Source organism: Mesorhizobium sp. P160219, assembly GCF_057786095.1.
The window spans coordinates 3059053-3080638 of sequence record NZ_JBYNWG010000001.1 but is presented as its reverse complement, the minus strand read 5'-3'; the positions used below and the strand labels follow the sequence as shown (position 1 = coordinate 3080638).

The window sequence follows — 21586 nt, the reverse complement described above, 5'->3', positions numbered from 1 at the left end:
TCAAGTGCCGTGAACTTTAGATTACAACTCGATTTGGTGCACCCGCGGCTCTGCCGCCGCCGGTGGCATCTTGCCGTCGATGATCGCCGCTATGTCGCGGCGCAGGAAATCCAGCGGGCCGATCGCCGGCTGAACCTGCGGCGATATACGGGCGTTGTCGCTGGCCGATTTCAGCACATGGCGATCCTGCTGCAGGGCAAAGGCAAAGAGCGGCCGGAAAGCAAGCGCCTTGAGTTCGCCGAACAGGCCCTGTCGCGGGCCGATCAGCCAGCCGACGCCTTCGACGGTCCGTTCGTCCGCCTGACGCAAATGGAAAGTGGTCGCCAGCGCCAAGCCGCCCTTGCCCCAATATTCGAGTTCGACGATGCCGGGATGGCGGTAGCGGCCGATGGTCTTGGCGCGCTCGCCTTCCAGCAGCCGGCTGACCAGCCCCTGTTGGCGGTCCTCGCCGGTGTAGCAGCTTTCGACCCAGCCCTTGCCGCCGGTCACCTCGACGCGCACGAGGTGGCGCTTTGCGGTCAGGCCGCGCAGCACCCCCTTGTGGGTGAAGTGGGTATGGGTGGCGTCGAGAATGTTCTCGGCGGCGTCGAGCACCGTCGATTGCGCCGAGCTGCGCACCCGCTTGATGACGACATCCTTGCCTTGCATGCAATGGAGATAGGGCTCGCCCTGGGGCGTGCCTGCCGAGACGAAGACGACGCCGTCGCGCTCGATCGCGCTGTAGCGGCGGACACGGTAATGCGGGACGTCGCCGACATGGCCGGGAATGGCGGTGCAGCGCCCTTCCCCATTGTAGCGCCAGCCATGATAGGGACATTCGATCTCGCCACCGACGACCTTGCCGGTCGAGAGTTCGACCAGGCGGTGAGCGCAGCGGTCGAAGAGGGCTGCAATCCCCTGCGCCGAGCGGAACAGCACCAGCGGCGTGCCATCGAACAGGATGCGTTTTGGCTTGGCTTTGATATCGGCAGACCGCACTACCGCCTGCCAATAGTCTTTGTCTTTTTGCTGCCGGGCTTCGCTCAAAGTTCAAATCTCCTGAGCAGAGGAATGCCGATCTTCGCGAGCACAAATTCCATGATACGCACTGCCGCGCGCTGGCGGCGCGGCAGATGGGCAGCATAGACGGCGTTGTATTCCACCGTCGCCACGGCGCCGCGCAAGCGTTTGAAGGCGGCGGCACCGGCGCTCATGTTGAAGAACAGGCCGTGCGTCGTCGCATGATCCTGAGCCAGCGCCATCATCATGCGGTAAAGGCCTTCGCTCACCGGGAGGCCGGTGTCGTAGCCGACGATGGGCTGCGTCAGTGTCCTGCCGTTCTGAGACAAAGCGGCGACGGCGACCAGTTCACCGCCGGGACGACGCAGGCCTGCCAGTTGCAGGATGCCGCGACGGTGCGTCTCGCCGATATAGCGGGCGGTGTAGTGCGGGTTGAGCGGCGTGTATTTGTCGAGATAGAGCATCCGGTAGAGCGCTTCGGCGCGCGCATAGTCGGCCTCGGTGAAGTCCCCATTGCCGACCCGCTCGAACGGCGTCGTGCGCAGCCGCTTGCGGTCGCGCTTCATGTCGTTGGTCATGGCCGAACCGCGGCCGGCGAAGATGTAGATTTGCCGCGCCGCCAGCATTCGAAAACCCTCCGCCTTCAGCGCTGCGATTGTCGAGGGATCGGCGATCTCGTTCAGGGAGCGGATGAGAACAGCGCGATCGGGAAAACGCGCGGTGAGATCGTCGCGCATCGCCGCGACCGCGTTGCGATCGAGCAGCGGCACCGGATTGGTCGAATAGAGCCAGTTGTTGACCTGAACCTGATGGTCGAGGCCGCTCATCCTGACCAGCGGCGCGCACAGGCCGATCAGCATCCGCATCGTTTTTTGCAGCAAGGGCGAGGAGACGAAATTGCGGGTCTCGTCGATGGCATAGTCGATATAGGCGCTGGACGGGCAGCAGATGTAGCAGTTCGGCGCTTCGCTTCTGTCGTTCAGCGTCAGCGGAAAGGAGCGGCCGGCGATCTCGAAGGTTTCGACAGCCACTGTCAGATTGCGCACGAGGTCGCGCACCGGCACCTCGTTGAAAAGCTGAACGAAGGCTTCGACCTCACGCGGGTTGTTTTCTACCCGGTTCGTCTGATCGAGTGGCAACATAGCGAGCCGGTTCATGATGCCGCTCCCAGGTGGCATTCGACCCGACGCAGTTTGCGGCCGGTCTCCAACGGCAGGTCCCTGCGAACAAGGCTGACCGAAGCTGTCGCCTGGCGCGCCGCCAGCAAATTGCGCACGGACTGATGGGCGGCGGTGGCGGCTTCGTCGGCAAGCCCGGGGGCGAGGCTGAGTTCGATTGCATCTTCAGCGGTCTGGACCAGGCGGAAATCGTCGATGCGCCGGTCGGCCTTGAGCACCGCATTGCGTAGTATGTCGGGCGTGACGAGGAGCTGCCCGTGCGGCGAGGCTAGCCGGAAAGCGTCGTCCATGCGGCCGACGATCTCGTCCAGCGTGCGCAGCGGCGAGCCGCAGCGGCATGGCTTTTCGGACAGCCGCAGCAAGTCGTTCATCCGGTAGCGCGCCATGATCTGGGTCCGGCGGCGAAAGGCGGTGATCAGCGGCATGACCAGGCCGTCGCCGGCCGGTTCGAACTCGAAGAACACCGAATCCTCGGCCAGATGCAGCCCGCCCTGGCGGCAGGTGACGGCGAACAGCCCTTCGGTCGCCATGTAGATCTGGTCGACCTGACCACCAAAGAATGCCTCGATGACCGGCCGGTCAACCGGGTCGAGCGTTTCGGCGGCGCTGAAGACACGCTGCGGCTTGAGCCGAAAGCCCTCGGCCGCGAAGTGCCGCAGTATCTTCGGTGGCGCGATGATCACCGTCGGCGCGAAATCTTCGAGAGCGCCGCGCCAGCTCTCCGGACCGCGCGTCAGATCGAAGAAGCGCAGGTCGATACGCCGCGATTTGCGCGCGCTATCGTAGAGCCCGGTGTTTTGCGGCAGGATCACCGCAACGCGCTGCCGGCGCCAGAGCAGATCGGGCACGGCTTTGGCCAGGATGGTGCCCAGCCAGCGGTATTTTTCCGCCTCGGAAATGACGAACAGGCCACGATTGCCCGACGTGCCGGTGCTGGAGCCGACAGTCAGCTCGCCAATGCGGCTATCGCCGGCCTGCGCCTTCCAGGCCTCGGCGGCCGAGACGCCATGAATGTTGAAGCGCTCGAAATTGCCCATCAGCGTCGCCTTGTCGGTCACCGGCAGATCGCCGAGATGACGCGGCGTCTTGCCGTAGAACGGCGCGCGCGGCAGGTCGCGGTCGAGAAAGCGGCGCAAGGCATGACCTTGCCAGCGTTCGAAATTCTCACGGCTCTTGCGCGAGAGCCATTGCGTCAACACAAACGAACGGGCCGCTTCCGTCGGCCCGTTCATGCGCTCTCTCCGGCCAGATCGTAGGCCGTCACCGCCGGATCATGACAAAGAACAACCTCGCCGCCGGTCGCCAGAAACCGGCGCAACATTACGCTGGTCGGCTCGATCGCGGCGGCATCCTCGGCCAGCAGGGTTGCCGGCAGATCGGGAGTTCGGTTTTCGACAAGGGCCGCGAACAACCATTGCGCGTCGACGGCGTAGAGCAGCGGCCGCTCCAGATTTGGGAACGAAAGGCCGAACTGGCCATCGGCATGGCCGGGCAGACCGACTGCGATGACGCTGCCGTCGCCGAACAGATCGGCGCCGCCCGGTACGCCGCCACGCGGCTCGACCTGCCGCTTCGACGACAGCCCGTCGAGTCGGGCCTCGAAGTCAGACGGGAACAGTTCCTTGAAGACGCCATGGCGCAGATTCTGCAGGGAAGTCTTGGCCTTCGCCCGCGCCCAGGCGGTGTCATTGGCGATAAGCCGAGCGTTGGGAAACAGCGACAGGCCCGACATGTGGTCGGCATGGAAATGCGTGACGATGACGGTGCGCACGTCCTGCGGCGAGAGGCCGAAGCGCGCCAGTACCGCGAGCGGCTGCTCGGCTTCGTTGAGCTGGGGCCGGAGGATCGCACTGTAAAGACGCAGCGCCGTGCTGCGCCCACTGCCTTGTGTCACATGCGGCGTGTAGCCGGTATCGATCAGGACGGGGCCGGCTCGCGGATGCATCATCAGGCCGTAGCGGACACGTAGCCTGACCTTCGCCCAGCTGCCGCCGCGCAGGATCAGACGCTCGGCTGCGCTGACAGAGGCGCTGTTGGCGAAGACGATCTTCACGCTGCCCTCCTGCTTTCCATTGCCTTGCCGAATGTGCGATCGAGCCCTTCCTCGAACGACACTTTCGGCGCCCAGCCGAGGATGCGGCCTGCCTTGGAAAGATCGAGGCTCTGCGCATAGGCGAACAGGCCAAGACCGTAGCGCGTCACCGGCGGTTCCGGGCGGCCGGGCAATATATTCGCTACCGCCTCCGCTATCCCGGCCGTCAGCATGGCGGGCCAGAGCGGCATTCTGCGCCAGCGCGGCTGCACGCCGGCGCGGGCGCAGGCCGCCTCGGCAATGCGGCGGACCGGCACCACTTCGCCGCCGGAGATGTTGAATATCTGTCCCTCGGCAGCGCTCCCGGCGGACAGCGCGGCAAGCACCGCATCGACGACATCCTCTATATAAGTGAGATCGATGCGCGCCTTGCCGTCGCGAAACAGCGGCAGCGGGCGCTGCCGTGCCACCTGCAGCAGACGCGGCAGCAGCGTGCGATCGCCGGGACCGTAGAGGCCGCGCGGCCTCAGCACCACCGGGCTGATCTCAGGCGCCGCCAGTACGATCTCCTCGGCCTGCCGCTTGGTGCGGGCATAGTGGTTGACCGGAGGGGGCAAGGCCGCATTCTCGGAAACTCCGAGCTGGTCGCGATAGGCGAAACAGACCGTCGGGCTGGAGATATGGACGAAGCGGCGCACGCCTTGCCCGCGCGCGAAATCGCTGAGGTTGCGGGTAGCTGTGACATTTGCCGTCTGGAAATCCGCCAACCTGCCGAAGGGCGCGGAAAGTGCCGCGCAGTGGATGATCGCATCGACGCCGTCGAGAGCGCGCGCGGCAGCTGCATCGAATGGTTGAGACAAATCGAGCCGAACGACCCGATGACCAGCGGCTTCGAGCGCCGCGCAGCGTTTGGCGTCCCTGCCAAGACCCAGCGTCGGTGTACCCAGTGCAGCCAGCCGCGCCATGACATGCGCGCCGAGGAAGCCGCTGGCGCCGGTGACGAGGACGCGTCCCACGGTCATGCTTCCAGCGCCATGCCGCCGAACGACACGCCGGCCGAGGTGCCGAGGAACAGCACTTTGGCGCCGGGCACAATGCGTTGTTCGCGGCGCGCGACGTCGAGCGCAAAGGGGATGGAAGCGGCGATCTGATTGCCGTAGCGCGCCGCGATGTCGACCAGCTTTTCCCTGGCGAAGCCGGTCTGGCGCGCCATGTGGGCGAGCGCCAAAGGGCTCGCCTGATGCGGCACGACGAGGTCGACATCGTCGTGCCGCCAGCCGGCGCGATCGAGCAACTCCGCTACAAAGCCGTTGAAATGGCGTGACGTGACGCGAAACAGTTCCTTACCCTCCATGTGGAACAGGCTGTGGCGGGCGAATTCCTCGGGCTCACGATGAAAGTCGAACCGGGTGCCACCGGAGCCGATGCTGCAGGCCTCATAGGCGGAAGGGTAGGTGCGCATCAGGTTGGCCGCGACCCGACCCTCGCTTGGGGCCTGTTGCAGCACGGCGGCCGCCGCGCCATCGCCGAAGAGGGCCGCAATTTCCGGCTGGTCCTGCCACGGCAGGGCGCGCGAGGCGATTTCAGACGAGAACACCAGCGCCGTCCGGCATTGCCCGGCCTCGATCAGGCGCGACGCGGTCTCGAAGGCTGTGAGGAAGCCGAGGCAGGTGCTGTTGACGTCGAAGGCGGCCGCCGACCCATCGGCAAGGCCGAGGCGCTGCATGACCAGCGGCGCCGTCGACGGCAACGGCTGGTAAGGCACGCCGCAACCGCCGATGACCAGATCGACACTGCCTGCCTCAAGTTCGGCATCGGCAAGCGCCAGACGGGCTGCGGCACAAGCAAGGTCGACCTGCGATTCGGCCTCGCAGACATAGCGTTCGATGATGCCGGTCGCGGCCTCGAAATGTCCATCGCCAAACCCCAGCCGCGCATCGAGGGCGCGCGACGTCACGCATCGAGCCGGCACGGCCCGCCCCGTTCCGATGATCCTGATCCGCATTCTCAGCCCGCCGCTTGAGTTGCGCTTTTCGCAATCCTTAGATCGGATCGTTCGGCGACAACAGCGTCGTTTTCAAGACGCGCCGGCAAAAGCGCTTACGCCTTGCGCTCCCAGCGGCGGTCGGGCGTCTGCTGCCAGTAGGTGACCGCGTGGCCCGCTTCTTTCAACACCTTCCAATGTGTCCGCGCGCTTTCGACTTGGGCCGCGTCATGGCCGTCGAACAGGAACACGGCGCGTTCGTAGCCGGCGAGATCGGCGGGTGCGGCGCCATCGACGAGGAAGCGTATCTGCGCCTGGTTGGGGTTGGCGTCGCTCGTGGTGAGCAGGATTGGCTGTTCGGCCGGATGGGCTTCACGGTCGGTCGCGTGCGCGAGGAACGAATCGTCCCTGAATGTCCACAGATGCAGGTCGAGCGCATCGCGCCGCTCCTCGGTCCCGGTCTGCACCACGGCGCGCCAGCCGCGATCGACGCTGCGCTCGAGCAGGCCGGGAAGCGCATCCTCCAGCGTCGATTCGGTCAGGTGGTAGAACAGGACATCGGCCATTCCCTGCCTTATCCCTCGTAATTGTCGCGCACCAGCCGGTCGAGCAGCCTGACGCCGAAACCCGAGCCCCAGGACTGGTTGATCTCGCTCGGCGGAGAGCCCATCGCGGTGCCGGCGATGTCGAGATGCGCCCACGGCGTTTCCTTGACGAAGCGCTGCAGGAACTGCGCGGCGATGATGGCGCCGCCATAGCGGCCGCCGATGTTCTTCATGTCGGCGTTCTTGGAATCGATCAGCTTGTCGTATTCGGGCCCAAGCGGCATGCGCCACAGCCGCTCCTGAGTCGCCTGGCCGGCCGCCGTCAACCTGTCCGAAAGTTCGTCATTGTTGGAGAACAGGCCGGCATAATGCTGGCCGAGCGCGACCATGATGGCGCCGGTCAGCGTCGCCAGATTGACCATGAATTTCGGCTGGAAGCGGTCGTTGCAATACCACAGCGCGTCGGCCAGAACGAGGCGTCCTTCGGCATCGGTGTTGAGCACCTCGATGGTCTGACCCGACATCGAGGTGACGATGTCGCCGGGGCGCTGGGCATGGCCGTCGACGGCATTTTCCACCAGCCCGACGATGCCGACGACATTGGCCTTGGCCTTGCGCGCGGCTAGCGCCTGAATGAGCCCGATGACGGCCGCGGCGCCGCCCATGTCGCCCTTCATGTCCTCCATGCCGGAAGCCGGTTTCATCGAATTGCCGCCGGTGTCGAAGGTGACGCCCTTGCCGACGAAGGCGACCGGTGCGTCCTTGGCCTTGCCGCCCTTCCATTGCATGACAGCCATCCGGGCGCCGCGTGGCGAGCCTTGCGCGACACCGAGGAGCGAGCCCATGCCGAGCTTCTTCATTTCCTTCTCGGTGAGGATCTCGACCTCGACGCCGAGCGCTTCCAGTTCCTTGGCGCGGGCGGCGAATTCGATCGGGCCGAGCGTATTGGCCGGTTCGTTGACAAGGTCGCGCGCCAGAAGCACGCCGTCGATGACCGCAACCTCGTCGGCGAAGGCCTTTTTCGCCGCGGCAGGATCGGCGGTGTGGATGGTCACCTTGACCGGTTTCTTCGGCTCGGCATCGTCCTTGTCTTTCCTGGTCTTGTATTTGTCGAAGGAGTAGCTGCGCAGAATGATGCCGGCGGCAAGGCTCGCCGCTTGCCTGCCGCCAATCTTTGCGCCCGGCACATCGAGGATGACGGCCACCTCCGCTGCCTTGCGCAGGGACGCGGCGATGGTGCCGCCAAGCTTCAGCCAGGCAAAGTCATCGAGGCCGGCGACCTTGCCGGCGCCGACCGCCACCAGTCGGTCGAGCGATGTTCCCTGCGGCGCCAGCACTTCGACGACACCGGCGAATTTTCCGGAAAACTCCGCCACCGGAAACGCCCGCGCCAGCGTTCCTGAGGGGTCGCAGGCCTTTGCCGGTTCGCCAAGGCCACCATCGTCGGCCGCCAGCACGAAGATGCTGCCCTTTTTGGGTGCGGCAAATTTGGCGAAGGCGATCAATGGTCTCAAAGTCATCAGGTCCTGCTTTCGGGAAACGGCTCAGATTTTCAGGAAAAATGCATTCTCAGGGAAGATGCGCGACATTTGGTCGTTTTCCTTGATTTGGCAAGACTTTGCCGGAATCAGGGCTCATATGCACAGCGGAATCGATAACGATTCGTCGCGGCACGGCCCCGCTTTCCTGCCGCAACCTGTTGTTAACCATCGATGTTCTCCCTTTCTTATCCATTGCCGCCGACACTCCGGCCTGCGGGACGGGCGATGTGGGACGGAGAATCGGATCGAACCGCCTGAAAGAAATGGCCAAACGCACCCAGTTGTACAGCCGCAGCCGGACGACTACCTTGTCCGCGGGCATGATGCCGTTCGGCAAATCGAGAAAAGCCTTACATGAAGGTCGTTGAACGCTACATCATGCGTCGCGCGTTGGCGGTGTTTCTCGCTGCGCTGATCTGGACGCTGGCCATTGTCTGGACGACGCAGGTGCTTGCCCGCATCGACCTGGTCACCGACAGTGGCCAATCGGCGCTGACTTTTTTCGAGGTCGCGGGCCTCATCATCCCCACCATCATCCCGATCGTGGTGCCATTCGCCCTGGTGGTGGCGGTGGCCCAGACGCTCAGCGTCATGAACTCCGATTCGGAATTGGCCGTCATCAACGCCGCCGGCGCCTCGCGCTGGACGATTGTGCGGCCGGTCCTGCTGATCGCGCTGGCGGCCAGCGTCTTTTCCTTCGCGGTCGACAATGGCGTCGAACCCTATGCCAGGCAGAAGAACCGCCAGCTGATAGCATCCTCGCGCGCCGATCTCTTGTCGCTGATCATCCAGGAAGGCACGTTCCGCAAGATCGACGACGGGCTGTTCCTGCAGATAGGCGAGCGGCTGCCGGACAACCGGCTCGGCGGCATCTTCGTGGCCGATTCGCGCGAAGAAGGCGCCAATCTGATCTATTATGCCAAGAGCGGCAGCGTCGTCGAAAAGGGTGACGAGAAGGTGCTGATGATGAATGACGGCGTCATTCATCGCAAGACGCTGACCGGCGACCTGTCGGTCATCCGCTTCACGTCCTACGCCTTCGACCTTTCCGCCTTCATGTCGGCGGCGAACGATATCATGCTCCTGCCCAAGGACCGAACGACGCAATACCTGCTCAACCCGGATCCGAACGACAAGATCTTCCAGCGCAGGCCCGGCGCCTACAAGGCCGAGCTCGACCAGCGCTTTTCCGAATGGTCCTATTCGCTGGTGTTCGCGCTGATCGCGCTGGCCGTGGCAGGCGATGCGCGCTCACACCGCGAGGCGCGCATCCACCCGCTGATCACAGCCATCGCCATTGCGCTGTTCGTGCGCTGGCTGGGCTTCTTTGCCGCCGGCAAGGCGGACAAGATCCCGCAATACGCCTATATGGTCTATGGCGTGCCGGTCATCGCCTCGGCGGTCGCCATCTGGTTCATCGTCACCTCGCGAAGCATGGAACTGCCCGGCAGCTGGGCCGACTGGATGACGAATTTCGCCGGCCGCGTCAGCGATGGCTGGACGGCGCTCAAGCTGCGCCTCAATCGGCGCTACACATCCGGCCAGGGAGCCTGACGATGGGCTGGACCCTGGGCCGCTACTTCTTCTTTCGCTACGTGTCGATCACGATCTGGTTCTTCATCGGCCTTCTGGCGCTGGTGTTCCTGATCGACTTCACCGAGCTGTCCGGCCGCATCACCGGCCTGCCGGGCTTCACCTACGGCACGGCGGTCGCCATCTCGGCGCTGAGGATGCCGATGATCATGCTGCAGACGGTGCCGTTCGTCGGCCTGTTCTCGGCGATGGCGACGCTGGTCTCGCTCAACCGAAAATACGAGCTGGTGATTGCGCGCTCGGCCGGAGTGTCGGCCTGGCAGTTTCTGTTGCCCTGCTGCATCGGTGCGCTGTTATTCGGCATATTGTCGGTCGGCGTGCTCAATCCGATCGCCGCGCATGGCTTCTCATGGTCGGAGCAGATGGAAAACCAGCTGCGATCCGGCAATTCGAACGCGGTGGCGGCCGATGCCACGCCGTGGATCCGCCAGAAAACCAACTCCGGCGATACCATCATCGGCGCCCGCGCCATCCTGAACCAGGGCCTGGAAATGGCCGACACCGTGTTCTTCGTCCTCGATCCGCAGGGCAATATCGTCGAGCGCAAGGACGCGGCCCGGGCCTTTCTGCGCGACGGCTACTGGGAATTGCAGGACGTCAAGGTGTTCAAGGACGGCTACATCCGTTCCGAAACGACCGACCAGTTGCCGACCAACCTCAAGCCGGAATTCGTGCAGGAACGGCTGGCGCGCCCCGAAACCATCCCGTTTTACGACCTCCCCGGCAAGATTGAGGTTGCCCGCTCCTTCGGCCTCAAGGCAAATGCCTTCGCCATGCAGTTCGATTCGCTGGTGGCGTTACCGTTCCTGCTTGTGGCCATGACGCTGATTGCGGCAACAGTTTCAATGCGATTTGCGAGGATGGGGCAGTCGGCAACGATGATTCTGGGTGGCGTCCTCGCCGGCTTTCTGCTTTATGTCGTTTCGGTATTGGTCAAGGCATTCGGCGTTGCGGGATTCGTGCCCACAGCCGTGGCTGCATGGGTGCCGGTTGTCGTGGCTATGTTCTTTGGGGTGACATTCCTGCTATACAAGGAAGACGGCTAGTGAGGGAGGCGGCTTTGCGCAGCCATAGGCAGGCCGGTTTGGCGCGCCTCTATTCGGCGAGCGCCTTGGCATGCCTGCTCGCCTGCGGCGTGCTGACGGCCCCTGCGCTGGCGCAGGACGTTACCGACGTGGCAACGAAGGTTCCCTCCGGCTCCCAGATGCTGCTGGCGGCCGACACGCTCGTCTATAACAACGACAACCAGACGGTCACCGCCATCGGCGGCGTCCAGATCGACTATGGCGGCAACAAGCTCGTCGCCCAGCGCGTCGTCTATGATCGAAACACCAAGCGGCTGGTTGCCAGCGGCAATGTCGAGATCGTCAACAGCGACGGCACCAAGATCAACTCGCAGCATATCGACATTACCGACGATTTCGCTGACGGTTTCGTTAATGCGCTGCGCGTCGAAACGCCCGAAAAGGCCTATTTCGCCGCCGAAAGCGCCGAGCGCATGGGCGGCGTGCTGACGACGTTCCACAACGGCGTCTATACGGCCTGCGAGCCTTGCGAAGACAAGCCGGACAAGGCGCCGACCTGGCGGATCAAAGCCAGGAAGATCATCTGGAACGGCGAAAAGAAAACGGTTCGCTTCGAGAACGCGAATTTCGAATTCTTCGGTTTCCCGCTGGCTTATCTGCCGGCGTTCGAGATCGCCGACCCGACGGTCAAGCGCAAAAGCGGCTTCCTGATCCCCAGCATCGGCTACAACAATCGTCTCGGCGTCGGCGTCAAAGTCCCCTACTACTTCGCTTTGTCGCCGACCTACGACCTCACCGTTACCGGCAGCGGCTACACCAAGCAGGGTTTCCTCGGCGAGGCCGAGTGGCGCCAGCGCTTCAACAATGGCCAATACACGCTGAAGCTTGCCGGAATCAACCAGCAGGACCCTGGCGCTTTCCGTGATTTCGCGGCTTTCCCCGGCGGCTACAATGTCAATTCGGGGCCAGCAGGCGATCCGAACAAGTTCCGCGGCATGATGGGCACCAAGGGCCAGTTCGCCATCAATCCGCGCTGGGACTTCGGCTGGGATATCCTGCTTCAGACCGACAAGAATTTTTCGCGTACCTATACGATCGAAGGCTACAACGACGCCGTGCATCAATCGTCGGTCTACCTGACCGGCCTAAACGACCGCAATTATTTCGATGTGCGCGCCATGCGCTTCCAGGTTCAGGAGAACACACCGGACGGCAACGTCGCATCGCGCAGCGACAAGCAGCCCTGGGTGTTGCCGTCGCTCGATTATGCCTACATTCCCGACATGTCGGTGGCCGGCGGCCAGCTGTCGTTCAACGTCAATGCACGAGTCATTCGCCGCGACGATCTCGATCAGGCCTATTTCGTCCCCTATCAACCAAATGCGCCAGACTCGGGCGTCCAGCGCGTGCGCGGCATCGAGGGTGAATCCGGCCGTCTCACCGCCGAAGCCGAATGGAAGCGCACCTTCACCACCGACGGCGGACTGCAGCTGACGCCGCTTCTGGCTCTGCAGGGAGACGTCGACTATCTCAATGCATCCTCAAGTTCGCTCGCTGCCATTGATGCGATGGCCGCCGATCATCGAATAGACACCACCGCCGATATGAGATCCTCGTTTGCCCGCTATATGGCGACCGCCGGCCTTGAGATGCGCTGGCCGGTGCTGTTCTCGATGACCGGCTCCAGCCATATCGTCGAGCCGATGGCGCAGGTCTTCATGCGCCCGAACGAACAGTATGTCGGCGGGCTCGCCGTTCCCAACGAGGATGCACAGAGCTTCGTCTTCGACGCCACGACGCTGTTCGAGCGCGACAAGTTCTCCGGCTACGATCGCGTCGAAGGCGGCAGCCGCGCCAATGTCGGCTTCCGCTATTCCGGCGCCTATGACAATGGCTGGGGCACCAATGCGATCTTCGGCCAATCCTACCAGTTGGGCGGCCGCAACTCCTTCGATTCACCCGATCTGGTCAATGCAGGCGCCGATTCCGGCCTGGAGACTTCGGCCTCCGACTACGTCGGCCTTATCGGCTTCAGCAGCCCCAGCGGCTTCTCCGGCTCTTTTAGCGGCCGCTTCGACGAGCAGACCTTCGAAGTTCGCCGTGCCGAGGTGAAGGCCGCCTATTCCGGGCTGCCGGTTTCGCTGAGCGCCAAATACGCCTTCATCCAGGCGCAGCCGCTCTATGGTTTCACCACCGATCGCCACGAAGTCACGCTCGGCGCCTCGACGCACCTGGCCGAAAACTGGCGCGTCTTCGGCACCGGCACCTACGACCTGCAACAAAGCGTGCTGGTCAAGGACGGCGTCGGCTTTGCCTACAATGATTCCTGCTTCACCTACCTGATGACTTACTCGGAATCACGCGACATCAACACCAAGGAAGTGTCGCAGAATGTCGGCTTCAACCTGTCGTTCCGCACGCTCGGCGATTTCGGCTCGTCCCAAAGCTCGATCGACTCCATCCAGTAGAGCCGGCTGACGACATCGTTTTGCCGCATAAAGCGGGCACGGATTTCGCCAATATCGGGGTGGAATCGGCCAAAACCGGGCTAGAATTGGATGCTTTCGATGAGGAAATACCTGTTTTCGGCAGGATTCGCGCTCCTGTTAGCGGCGACCTCGGTCTCTGTCACCACGATGGTACCGCCGGCCTTCGCCAGTGAAATCAAGTATGTCGTCAACAACATGCCGATCACCACCGGCGACATCGCGCACCGGGCTGCCTTCCTGAAACTGCAGCGCAAGAAGGGTGACGCGGGTCAGGAAATGATCGACCAGACGCTGCGTATGGCGGAGGCCAGGCGTCTCGGCATCCGCATCTCCGACGCCCAGGTAGAGGCTGCCTATCAGCGCTTTGCCTCGAGCAACAAGATGCAGCTCAAGCAGCTCGACGGTGTCATGGCGCAGTCCGGCGTGACCAAGGAGCATTTCAAGGAATTCATCCGCTCCCAGATGGCGTGGAACCAGGCGCTGAGCGCACGCTACAGCGGCGGCGGCGGGGAGGTGAGCGAACAGGATCTGGTCAAGCGCATGCTCGAAAAAGGCGGCGCCAAGCCAAGCGCCACCGAGTACATGCTGCAGCAGGTGATCTTCGTGGTGCCGAAGGCCGAGCGCAGTGCCACACTCGCCAAACGCAAGCGCGAGGCCGAAGCCATGCGCGCCCGCTTCAATGGCTGCAACACCACGCGTGAATTCGCCAAGGGCCTGATCGACGTCACCGTTCGCGACCTCCCCCGATTGCTGGCGCCGCAACTGCCGCCGGACTGGGCCGAGCAGATCAAGGCCACCAAGCTGGGCGGCGCCACGGCCGTGCGCGAGACCGATCGCGGCATCGAATTCATCGGCATCTGCTCATCGCGCGAAGTTTCCGACGACAAGGCGGCCCAGATGGTGTTCCAGAGCGAAGGCAGCGGCGACAAGAACGCCGACGAGCTCTCGGCCAAGTATGTCGAAGAGCTGAAGGCGAAAGCCAAGATCGTTACGCGCTGAACCGGCCCAGCCGTGCATGAGACAGAGCTTCCGCTGGCGCTGAGCGTCGGCGATCCATCCGGCGTCGGTCCGGAAATCGCCATTGCCGCGTGGCAGAGCGCCCGCGGTTCCGGTGCCGCGCCCTTCTATCTTCTCGCCGATCCGGCGCTGATTGCCGCGCGGGCGCGCCGGCTCGGCGCGGCGGTGGCAATCGCCGAGACGGTGCCGGCCCAAGCAGCTGGTGTCTTTCAACACGCCTTGCCCGTGGTGCCGCTGGCGGCCCACTTCACCGACGATCCCGGCCGGCCCGACCCGGCCAATGCCGCCGGTATCATCGAGGCCATCGATCGCGCCGTCGCCGACTGCCTTGCCGGTCACGCGGCCGCGGTCGTCACCTGCCCGATCGCCAAGAAGCCGCTTTACGATGCCGGCTTCGGCTTTCCCGGTCACACCGAATATCTGGCGCATCTGGCCTCGCTCCACACCGGCGGCACGGTGACGCCGGTGATGCTGCTCGCCGGCCCCGAATTGCGCACCGTTCCGGTCACCATCCACATCGCGCTGGCCGAGGTGCCGAAGACGCTGACGACGGAGCTGATCGTTGCCATCGCGCGCATCACCGCCGGCGATCTTGCACGCCGTTTCGGCATCGCCAGGCCGAGGCTCGCGCTTGCCGGCCTCAATCCGCATGCCGGCGAAAGCGGCGCCATGGGGACAGAGGACGAGCGCATCATTCGTCCTGCGGTCGACATGTTGCGGGCGCAAGGCATCGATGCCTTCGGGCCGCTGCCGGCCGATACGATGTTTCATGCGCGCGCCCGCGCCGGCTACGACGTGGCGGTCTGCATGTATCATGACCAGGCGTTGATCCCGGCCAAGGCGCTGGCCTTCGACGAGGCCGTCAACGTCACGCTTGGCCTGCCGTTCATCCGCACCTCGCCCGATCACGGCACAGCCTTCGACATCGCCGGCAAGGGCATCGCACGTCCCGACAGCCTGATCGCGGCGCTGAAGCTGGCCCGCCGGCTGGCCGATACCGGCGCAAAGCCCGCAGCTGCATGAGCCAAAAATCATGAGCCCAAATCATGAGCCCAAAATTCATGAGCATTGACGGGCTGCCGCCGCTGCGCGAGGTGATCGAGCGCCATGGACTGCAGGCAAAGAAGGCGCTTGGCCAGAATTTCCTGCTCGACCTCAATTTGACCGGCAAGATCGCGCGGGTCGCCGGCGACCTCAGCGACAGCACGGTGATCGAGGTCGGCCCCGGCCCCGGCGGGCTGACCAGGGCGCTGCTCTCTGCCGGTGCCCGTCGCGTCGTCGCCATCGAGCGCGACGAACGCTGCCTGGCGGCCTTGGCCGAGGTCTCCAACCACTATCCGGGCCGGCTCGAGGTGATCAGCGGCGATGCGCTGAAGACGGATTTTGCCGCTCTTGCCAAGACCGCGTCACAAGACGGCCCGGTGAGGATTGCCGCCAACCTGCCCTACAATATCGGCACCGAGCTGTTGATCCGTTGGCTGACCGTGGCGGACTGGCCACCCTTCTATCAATCAATGACGCTGATGTTCCAGCGCGAGGTGGCCGAGCGCATTGTCGCCGGTGCCGGCAGCGATGCTTATGGCCGGCTCGGCGTGCTGGCGGGCTGGCGGACCGAGGCGAGGATCGCCTTCGACGTGCCGCCGCAAGCGTTCACGCCGCCACCCAAGGTAACGTCCTCGGTGGTGCATCTGGTGCCGCGCGCCAGCCCTTTGTCAACCGACGTGAAAAAACTCGGTCGCGTCACCGAAGCCGCTTTCGGCCAGCGCCGGAAAATGCTGCGGCAGAGCGTGAAGAGCCTGGGTGGCGAGGCACTGCTGACGCGCGCCGGCATCGATCCGACCCGGCGTGCGGAGACGCTCAGCGTCGAGGAATTCGTGCGGCTGACAAACGCGGTTTGACCGGCGGCGCTAGCGCCGCCTAGCAATCGTCATTCAAACGCATTACATTGACGGCGAAGGAGATTGCCATGCCAGCAAATGCACTGGTCCAGACGCGTATCGACGCCGACATCCGGGATCGAGCTTCGGCGGTGCTCGAAAGCATGGGGCTGACGGTCTCGGATGCGGTGCGGATATTGCTCACCCGAACCGCCAACGAGGGTGCGCTGCCCATCGATCTCGTCACAAACAACGAGGCGTATGATTTATGGTTTCGCGCCAAGGTTCGCGAAGCGCTCGACGACACCCGACAAGACATTCCTGATGATCAAGTCGAGGCGCATTTTGCCGAGAGACGCGCCGCGGCGCGGCGTTCGGGTGAACCTAAATCTTGAAGATCGTCTGGTCGCCATTCGCGCTTCAGATCGCGACGGCATCTTCGCGCATATCGAGGCCGACAATCCTGCGGCCGCGATCGCCACCGATGAGCGGATCGTCGCCGCAATCAACCGTCTTCGGGACCTTCCCCAAAGCGGCCGGATCGGCAGGCTTGCAGGGACACGAGAGATCGTCATCGTCGGCACGCCATATGTCGCGGCCTATCAGCTGACCAACAGCACGATTCGAATCCTGCGCGTGCTTCACGGAGCGCAGCGTTGGCCGGACGATCTGCCAGGCAGCTGATGCGGCTAATTTAGATTGCCAGCGGTGGACGAGCTATTCCGTCTTCTCGTCCAGCAACCCCGAGACGAAATCGAACAGCCCGGGCCGGCGGTCGCGCCGCAGCCTTTCCGCCGTCACGATGCCACGCACTTCGGCGAAGGCGCGGTCGAGATCGTCGTTGACGATGACAAAGTCATATTCCTTCCAGTGCTCGATCTCGTTGCGGGCGTTCTTCAGCCTGGTCTCGATCACGTGCTCCTGGTCCTCGGCGCGGCGCTTGAGGCGCGACTTCAATTCCTTCATCGACGGCGGCAGGATGAAGATCGAGACGATGTCGGCGCGCATCTTCTCCTTGAGCTGCTGGGCGCCTTGCCAGTCGATGTCGAAGAGCATGTCACGGCCCTGCGCCAGCGCCAGTTCGGCCGGCTCGCGCGGCGTCGCGTAGCAATTGCCGTGCACCTCGGCCCATTCGAGCAACGCGTCGGAATCGCGCAGCCGCTCGAACTCGCGCGTGGTGCGGAAGTGATAGTGGACGCCCTCGATCTCCGAGCCGCGGCGTGGCCTGGTGGTGACCGAGACCGATAATTCCAGGCTGCCGTCGCTTTCCAGCAGGTTGCGCGCGATCGTCGACTTGCCGGCGCCCGACGGCGACGACAGAACCAGCATCAGCCCGCGGCGGCGAATGCGGGATCCGAGATCCCTGGCAACCATCGGCTCCTTGCCACCCATTCGGGTTTACTCCAGATTCTGGACCTGTTCGCGAAACTGGTCGACCACCGCCTTCAGTTCCAGCCCGATGGCGGTGACAGTGGCGGCGTTCGACTTGGAACACAGCGTATTCGATTCGCGGTTGAATTCCTGCGCCAGAAAATCGAGCTTGCGGCCGATGGCGCCGCCATTTGCCAGCAGCGCTCTGCCCGACGTCACATGCGTCTTCAGCCGGTCGATCTCTTCACGGATATCGGCCTTGGTGGCCAGGAACGCCGCTTCCATGTGCAGCCGGCCGGCATCGAGGTTGGCCGACGCATCCATCAGCAGCCGCACCTGTTCGGCGATCCGCTCGCGGATCGCCGCCGGTTCGCGCGACGGGTCGGCCTCGGCTTGAAGCGTCAACGCCTCGATGGCGTCGATATGGCCGGAAAGCAGCGAACGCAGCGCTTCGCCCTCGCTCTGGCGTGCCTGCTCGAGGCCTGTAAGCGCCGTTTCCAGCGCGGACAGGATTGACGCGTCGAGTGCTGCCCGCACCTCCTCGGTTTCGCTGGTTTCAGGGATATCGAGCACGCCGCGCAGGGAAAGCAGACCGTCGGCAGTTGCCGGACCAACACCGAACTGGTCCTGCAGCCGCTTGGCCAAGCCCGCCAGATCCCTGAGGAAGGCTTCGTTGACCACTGGCTGCGCCTGCTGGCCGGCGGCGCGGCCGACGGTCAGCGTCGCCTGGAAATTGCCACGCGAAAAGCGCTTCTGCAGCGTCTGCCGCACAGTCGGTTCGAGCCGCTCGAAACCTTGCGGCAGCCGCAACCTGACCTCGACGCTCTTGCCGTTGACCGACTTGACCTCCCAGGCGATCGAGGCGCCGTCATGTTCGGCAACAGTGCGTGCAAATCCGGTCATGCTCTGCAAATTCATGATGCGGCTCGTGTCTCCCTGATGGTCCGATTCTAACAATTGCGCATGCGTTCGATATCACGGGCAGCGCGAATGTCAGAATCGCAATACCGGCAAGATCTTGATTTCCGCTGTCGTTTCGATCTCGCTGGGCTGAAATCGAGAAGCAGAGGCACCCGAGCAAGACCGAAAACGCTTCGAACCCCGCTACTCGTTCAAAGCAGCAGCGCGTCCGCCTCTGTCCGCATCGCTTAAGGTCGATCCGTCTGAAAGCGCCGGCCTGCTACTGGGCGGCACCCGTATCGCCGGCATCACCGCTGTCACCGGCGGCATCGCCACTTGCGTCACCGTTGTCGTCGCCATCCGCCGGCGCATCGGTCTGGCCCGGAGTCTTGGCGCCCTTGGCGGCGTCTTCAGCCTGCTTCTTCTGCAGTGCCCGGTAGCGGGCAACGTTCTCATTGTGCTCGGCAAGCGTGGTGGCAAAGACGTGGCCGCCGGTGCCGTCGGCGACGAAATAGAGATCATCGGTCTTCGACGGGTTGGCGACGGCTTCGAGCGCGGCGCGGCCGGGATTGGCGATCGGCGTCGGCGGCAGGCCGTTGATCAGATAGGTGTTGTAAGGCGTCTGTTTCTGGATGTCAGATTGATAAATCGGCCGGTCGGCGGGTTTGCCCTTGCCGCCGAACAGGCCGTAAATGATGGTCGGATCGGATTGCAGCCGCATGCCCTTGGCCAGACGGTTGAGGAAGACGGCGGCAACGCGCGAGCGCTCGTCGCCCCGGCCGGTTTCCTTTTCGACGATCGAGGCCAAGGTGACGAAGTCGTCGACATTGGCCAGAGGCAGGTCGGGCGCGCGCCGCTGCCAGACCTCGTCGACCAGCTTCTTCTGGTCGGCGAGCAGCTTGTCGACCATCTGTTGGCGCGTGGCGCCGCGGGTAAAGCGCAGCGTGTCGGTGGCGAGGCTGCCCTCAGCCGGCTTGGCGGCCGGCATGTCGCCGGTCAGCGCATCCTGCTCGGCGATGCGCTGCAGCGCCTGCTCGACCGTCAGGCCCTCGGGAATGGTCAGCGAATACATCACCGACTTGCCGCTCTTCAGAAGCTCCATGATGTCGCGCATGGAGGCGCGCGGCTTTATCTCGTATTCGCCTGCCTTCAGCGCTGAATCATTGCCATAGACCCGCACGGCGATGCGGAAGATGCGGGCATCGCTGATCAGCCCACGCCGTTCGAGCTGGTCGGCAATATCCTGGACGCCGGTGCTCGGCTTGACCAGGAAGGTGTCGCCGGCCACCGACGGGCCCGGTTCGTTGAATGCCTGCTTGCCGAAATAGAGCGAAACGCCGGCGGCGAGGATCATCAACATCACCGCGGAGATGACGAAGTTCATGAACACGACGACTTGGCTGCGCGAGGCGCGCGAGCGCTTTGGTGGTGGTGTGCCGGCTTCCGGGCGCAAAGCTTCGGCCGCGGTCTTCGGCACGATCGGGCCGGTCTGCTGGTTTTGTCCGAATTGTCCGCTGCCGCCCGGATTGGTGTTCATTAGCGCCCTACCATCTGATCTCTTAGAGCGACCATGCGCCCGATTGGACTCACAGCGTGCCCTAACATTTCAAGCCTACGCATCGTGCTTTTAAAAAAGCGCCTTCGGTTTCAGGCCGATGCGACGAATCCCCAGCGGCAGAGTAGGCTTGAATATGGCAAAATTGACGACAGACCGCTGGCGCGCCGGTCGATACCGCAATCAGCCTGTATAACGCTGGAATACCAGCGAAGCGTTGGTGCCGCCGAAGCCGAAGGAGTTGGACAGCGCCACGTCGACCTGGCGATGCCGTGGCGTGTTCGGAACAAGGTCGATCGCGGTTTCGCGTTCCGGGTTGTCAAGATTGATGGTGGCTGGCGCGATGTTGTCTCTGATAGCGAGGATCGAAAAGATCGCCTCGGCGGCACCCGCGGCACCCAGGAGATGGCCGATCGACGACTTGGTCGACGACATCGAGATTTTCGAGGCGGCGTTGCCGACCAGCCGCTCGACGGCGCCGAGTTCGATCGTGTCGGCCATGGTCGAGGTGCCGTGCGCGTTGATGTAGTCGACGTCGGCGGGCGTCAGCCTGGCCCGGTTCAGCGCCGCCGTCATGCAGCGGAAGGCGCCGTCGCCGTCTTCGGCCGGTGCAGTGATGTGATAGGCATCGCCGGTCAGGCCGTAGCCGGTGACCTCGGCATAGATCTTGGCGCCGCGCGCCTTGGCGTGTTCGAGTTCTTCCAGCACGACGACCCCGGCGCCCTCGCCCATCACGAAGCCGTCACGGTCGCGGTCATAGGGACGCGAGGCCTTCTCAGGCGTGTCGTTGCGGTCGGTGGACAGTGCCCGGCAAGCAGCGAAGCCGGCAAGCGATAGTCTGGTCACCGGCGATTCCGCGCCGCCGGCCAGCATCACGTCGGCATCGCCGAAGATGATCAGCCGGGCGGCATCGCCAATGGCGTGCGCGCCGGTCGAGCAGGCGGTGACGACGGCGTGGTTGGGGCCTTTCAGCCCATGCCGGATCGATACCTGGCCAGATACCAGGTTGATAATGTTGCCGGGAATGAAGAATGGACTGATACGGCGCGGTCCGCGCTCTTTCAGGATGATAGCGTTCTCGGCGATGCCCTCGAGGCCGCCAATGCCGGAGCCGATCATGACGCCGGTGGCGCAGCGCTCGGCTTCGGTGCTGGGCTCCCAGCCGGAATCCTTCAGCGCTTCGTCGGCGGCCGCAATCCCGTAAAGGATGAAGTCGCCGATCTTGCGCAGTTCCTTGGGCTCGAGCACGGCTTCGGGATTGAGCGTGCCGTTGGTGCCGTCACCGCGCGGAATGACGTGGGCGATCTTGCAGGCAAGATCTTCCACTTCGAACTCGGTGACGCGCTTGGCGGCGCTGCGGCCGGTCAGAAGTTCCTTCCAGCTGTGCTCGAAGCCCATGCCGAACGGCGAAACCAGGCCAAGGCCCGTGACGACGACACGCCTCATCGCAGGTCCTCCCCGGTGATGACTGCGGATAGTG

General features: G+C 63.9%; 20 protein-coding genes and 1 pseudogene. 8 read left to right on the top strand and 13 right to left on the bottom strand.

Annotation, left to right across the window (positions count from 1 at the left end; translation table 11 throughout):
- Window positions 1-21: 21 nt before the first annotated feature.
- From AC3EMP_RS14810 to AC3EMP_RS14770, 9 genes are all read right to left on the bottom strand, one after another.
- Entirely contained in the window at window positions 22-1026 is a 1005-nt protein-coding gene (locus AC3EMP_RS14810) for a Rieske (2Fe-2S) protein (RefSeq protein WP_023754722.1), read from the bottom strand.
- Complete coding sequence (locus AC3EMP_RS14805; RefSeq protein WP_352709978.1) at window positions 1023-2156, bottom strand: GNAT family N-acetyltransferase; 1134 nt, start codon at window positions 2154-2156, stop codon at window positions 1023-1025. Before AC3EMP_RS14805 ends, AC3EMP_RS14810 begins: the two co-directional genes overlap by 4 nt.
- Window positions 2153-3409, bottom strand: coding sequence for a F390 synthetase-related protein (locus AC3EMP_RS14800; RefSeq protein ID WP_023715075.1), 1257 nt, complete (start codon window positions 3407-3409; stop codon window positions 2153-2155). Before AC3EMP_RS14800 ends, AC3EMP_RS14805 begins: the two co-directional genes overlap by 4 nt.
- Entirely contained in the window at window positions 3406-4230 is an 825-nt protein-coding gene (locus AC3EMP_RS14795) for an MBL fold metallo-hydrolase (RefSeq protein WP_352709976.1), read from the bottom strand. The genes AC3EMP_RS14800 and AC3EMP_RS14795 overlap by 4 nt, the downstream gene beginning before the upstream one ends.
- On the bottom strand, window positions 4227-5231 hold the full coding sequence (locus AC3EMP_RS14790; protein ID WP_352709974.1) for an NAD-dependent epimerase/dehydratase family protein: 1005 nt from the start codon (window positions 5229-5231) through the stop codon (window positions 4227-4229). Before AC3EMP_RS14790 ends, AC3EMP_RS14795 begins: the two co-directional genes overlap by 4 nt.
- Window positions 5228-6166, bottom strand: a complete 939-nt coding sequence (locus AC3EMP_RS14785; protein ID WP_245270981.1) for a 3-oxoacyl-ACP synthase III family protein — start codon at window positions 6164-6166, stop codon at window positions 5228-5230. The genes AC3EMP_RS14790 and AC3EMP_RS14785 overlap by 4 nt, the downstream gene beginning before the upstream one ends.
- A 143-nt stretch (window positions 6167-6309) precedes the next feature.
- The gene (locus tag AC3EMP_RS14780; protein WP_023738611.1) at window positions 6310-6759 is read right to left on the bottom strand and encodes a DNA polymerase III subunit chi; all 450 of its coding nucleotides are present in this window, start codon (window positions 6757-6759) and stop codon (window positions 6310-6312) included.
- Window positions 6760-6767: 8 nt separating this feature from the next.
- Window positions 6768-8258, bottom strand: coding sequence for a leucyl aminopeptidase (locus tag AC3EMP_RS14775; protein WP_352709971.1), 1491 nt, complete (start codon window positions 8256-8258; stop codon window positions 6768-6770).
- Between the two features lie 49 nt (window positions 8259-8307).
- A complete protein-coding gene (locus tag AC3EMP_RS14770; RefSeq protein ID WP_352709968.1) occupies window positions 8308-8601 on the bottom strand; it encodes a hypothetical protein in 294 nt (97 codons plus the stop codon).
- 32 nt (window positions 8602-8633) lie between these two features.
- Between AC3EMP_RS14770 and lptF the strand changes: the two genes are divergently transcribed.
- The 8 genes and pseudogenes from lptF to AC3EMP_RS14730 all read left to right on the top strand — a co-directional run bounded on the left by lptF (window position 8634) and on the right by AC3EMP_RS14730 (window position 16964).
- A complete protein-coding gene (lptF, locus tag AC3EMP_RS14765; protein WP_023672737.1) occupies window positions 8634-9833 on the top strand; it encodes an LPS export ABC transporter permease LptF in 1200 nt (399 codons plus the stop codon).
- Between the two features lie 2 nt (window positions 9834-9835).
- A complete protein-coding gene (lptG, locus tag AC3EMP_RS14760) occupies window positions 9836-10918 on the top strand; it encodes an LPS export ABC transporter permease LptG (protein ID WP_352709966.1) in 1083 nt (360 codons plus the stop codon).
- Window positions 10918-13365, top strand: coding sequence for an LPS-assembly protein LptD (locus AC3EMP_RS14755; RefSeq protein ID WP_352709964.1), 2448 nt, complete (start codon window positions 10918-10920; stop codon window positions 13363-13365). Before lptG ends, AC3EMP_RS14755 begins: the two co-directional genes overlap by 1 nt.
- A gap of 90 nt (window positions 13366-13455) precedes the next feature.
- On the top strand, window positions 13456-14385 hold the full coding sequence (locus tag AC3EMP_RS14750; protein WP_023754728.1) for a peptidylprolyl isomerase: 930 nt from the start codon (window positions 13456-13458) through the stop codon (window positions 14383-14385).
- 12 nt (window positions 14386-14397) lie between these two features.
- Window positions 14398-15426, top strand: coding sequence for a 4-hydroxythreonine-4-phosphate dehydrogenase PdxA (gene pdxA, locus AC3EMP_RS14745; RefSeq protein WP_031202010.1), 1029 nt, complete (start codon window positions 14398-14400; stop codon window positions 15424-15426).
- 38 nt (window positions 15427-15464) lie between these two features.
- The gene (rsmA, locus tag AC3EMP_RS14740) at window positions 15465-16301 is read left to right on the top strand and encodes a 16S rRNA (adenine(1518)-N(6)/adenine(1519)-N(6))-dimethyltransferase RsmA (RefSeq protein ID WP_352710207.1); all 837 of its coding nucleotides are present in this window, start codon (window positions 15465-15467) and stop codon (window positions 16299-16301) included.
- Window positions 16302-16369: 68 nt separating this feature from the next.
- On the top strand, window positions 16370-16675 hold the full coding sequence (locus AC3EMP_RS14735; protein WP_023672731.1) for a type II toxin-antitoxin system RelB/DinJ family antitoxin: 306 nt from the start codon (window positions 16370-16372) through the stop codon (window positions 16673-16675).
- Window positions 16672-16964 (top strand): annotated as a pseudogene (locus AC3EMP_RS14730) (type II toxin-antitoxin system RelE/ParE family toxin). Before AC3EMP_RS14735 ends, AC3EMP_RS14730 begins: the two are co-directional and overlap by 4 nt.
- 33 nt (window positions 16965-16997) lie before the next feature.
- Here the strand turns inward: AC3EMP_RS14730 and gmk are convergent.
- The 4 genes from gmk to fabF all read right to left on the bottom strand — a co-directional run bounded on the left by gmk (window position 16998) and on the right by fabF (window position 21552).
- Window positions 16998-17672, bottom strand: coding sequence for a guanylate kinase (gene gmk, locus AC3EMP_RS14725; protein WP_023672729.1), 675 nt, complete (start codon window positions 17670-17672; stop codon window positions 16998-17000).
- 6 nt (window positions 17673-17678) lie between these two features.
- Window positions 17679-18569, bottom strand: a complete 891-nt coding sequence (locus tag AC3EMP_RS14720; RefSeq protein WP_023743798.1) for a YicC/YloC family endoribonuclease — start codon at window positions 18567-18569, stop codon at window positions 17679-17681.
- Window positions 18570-18831: 262 nt separating this feature from the next.
- Window positions 18832-20088, bottom strand: a complete 1257-nt coding sequence (gene mltG, locus AC3EMP_RS14715; RefSeq protein WP_023715070.1) for an endolytic transglycosylase MltG — start codon at window positions 20086-20088, stop codon at window positions 18832-18834.
- Window positions 20089-20289: 201 nt separating this feature from the next.
- Window positions 20290-21552, bottom strand: coding sequence for a beta-ketoacyl-ACP synthase II (gene fabF / locus AC3EMP_RS14710; RefSeq protein WP_023731139.1), 1263 nt, complete (start codon window positions 21550-21552; stop codon window positions 20290-20292).
- Between the last annotated feature and the right edge of the window lie 34 nt (window positions 21553-21586).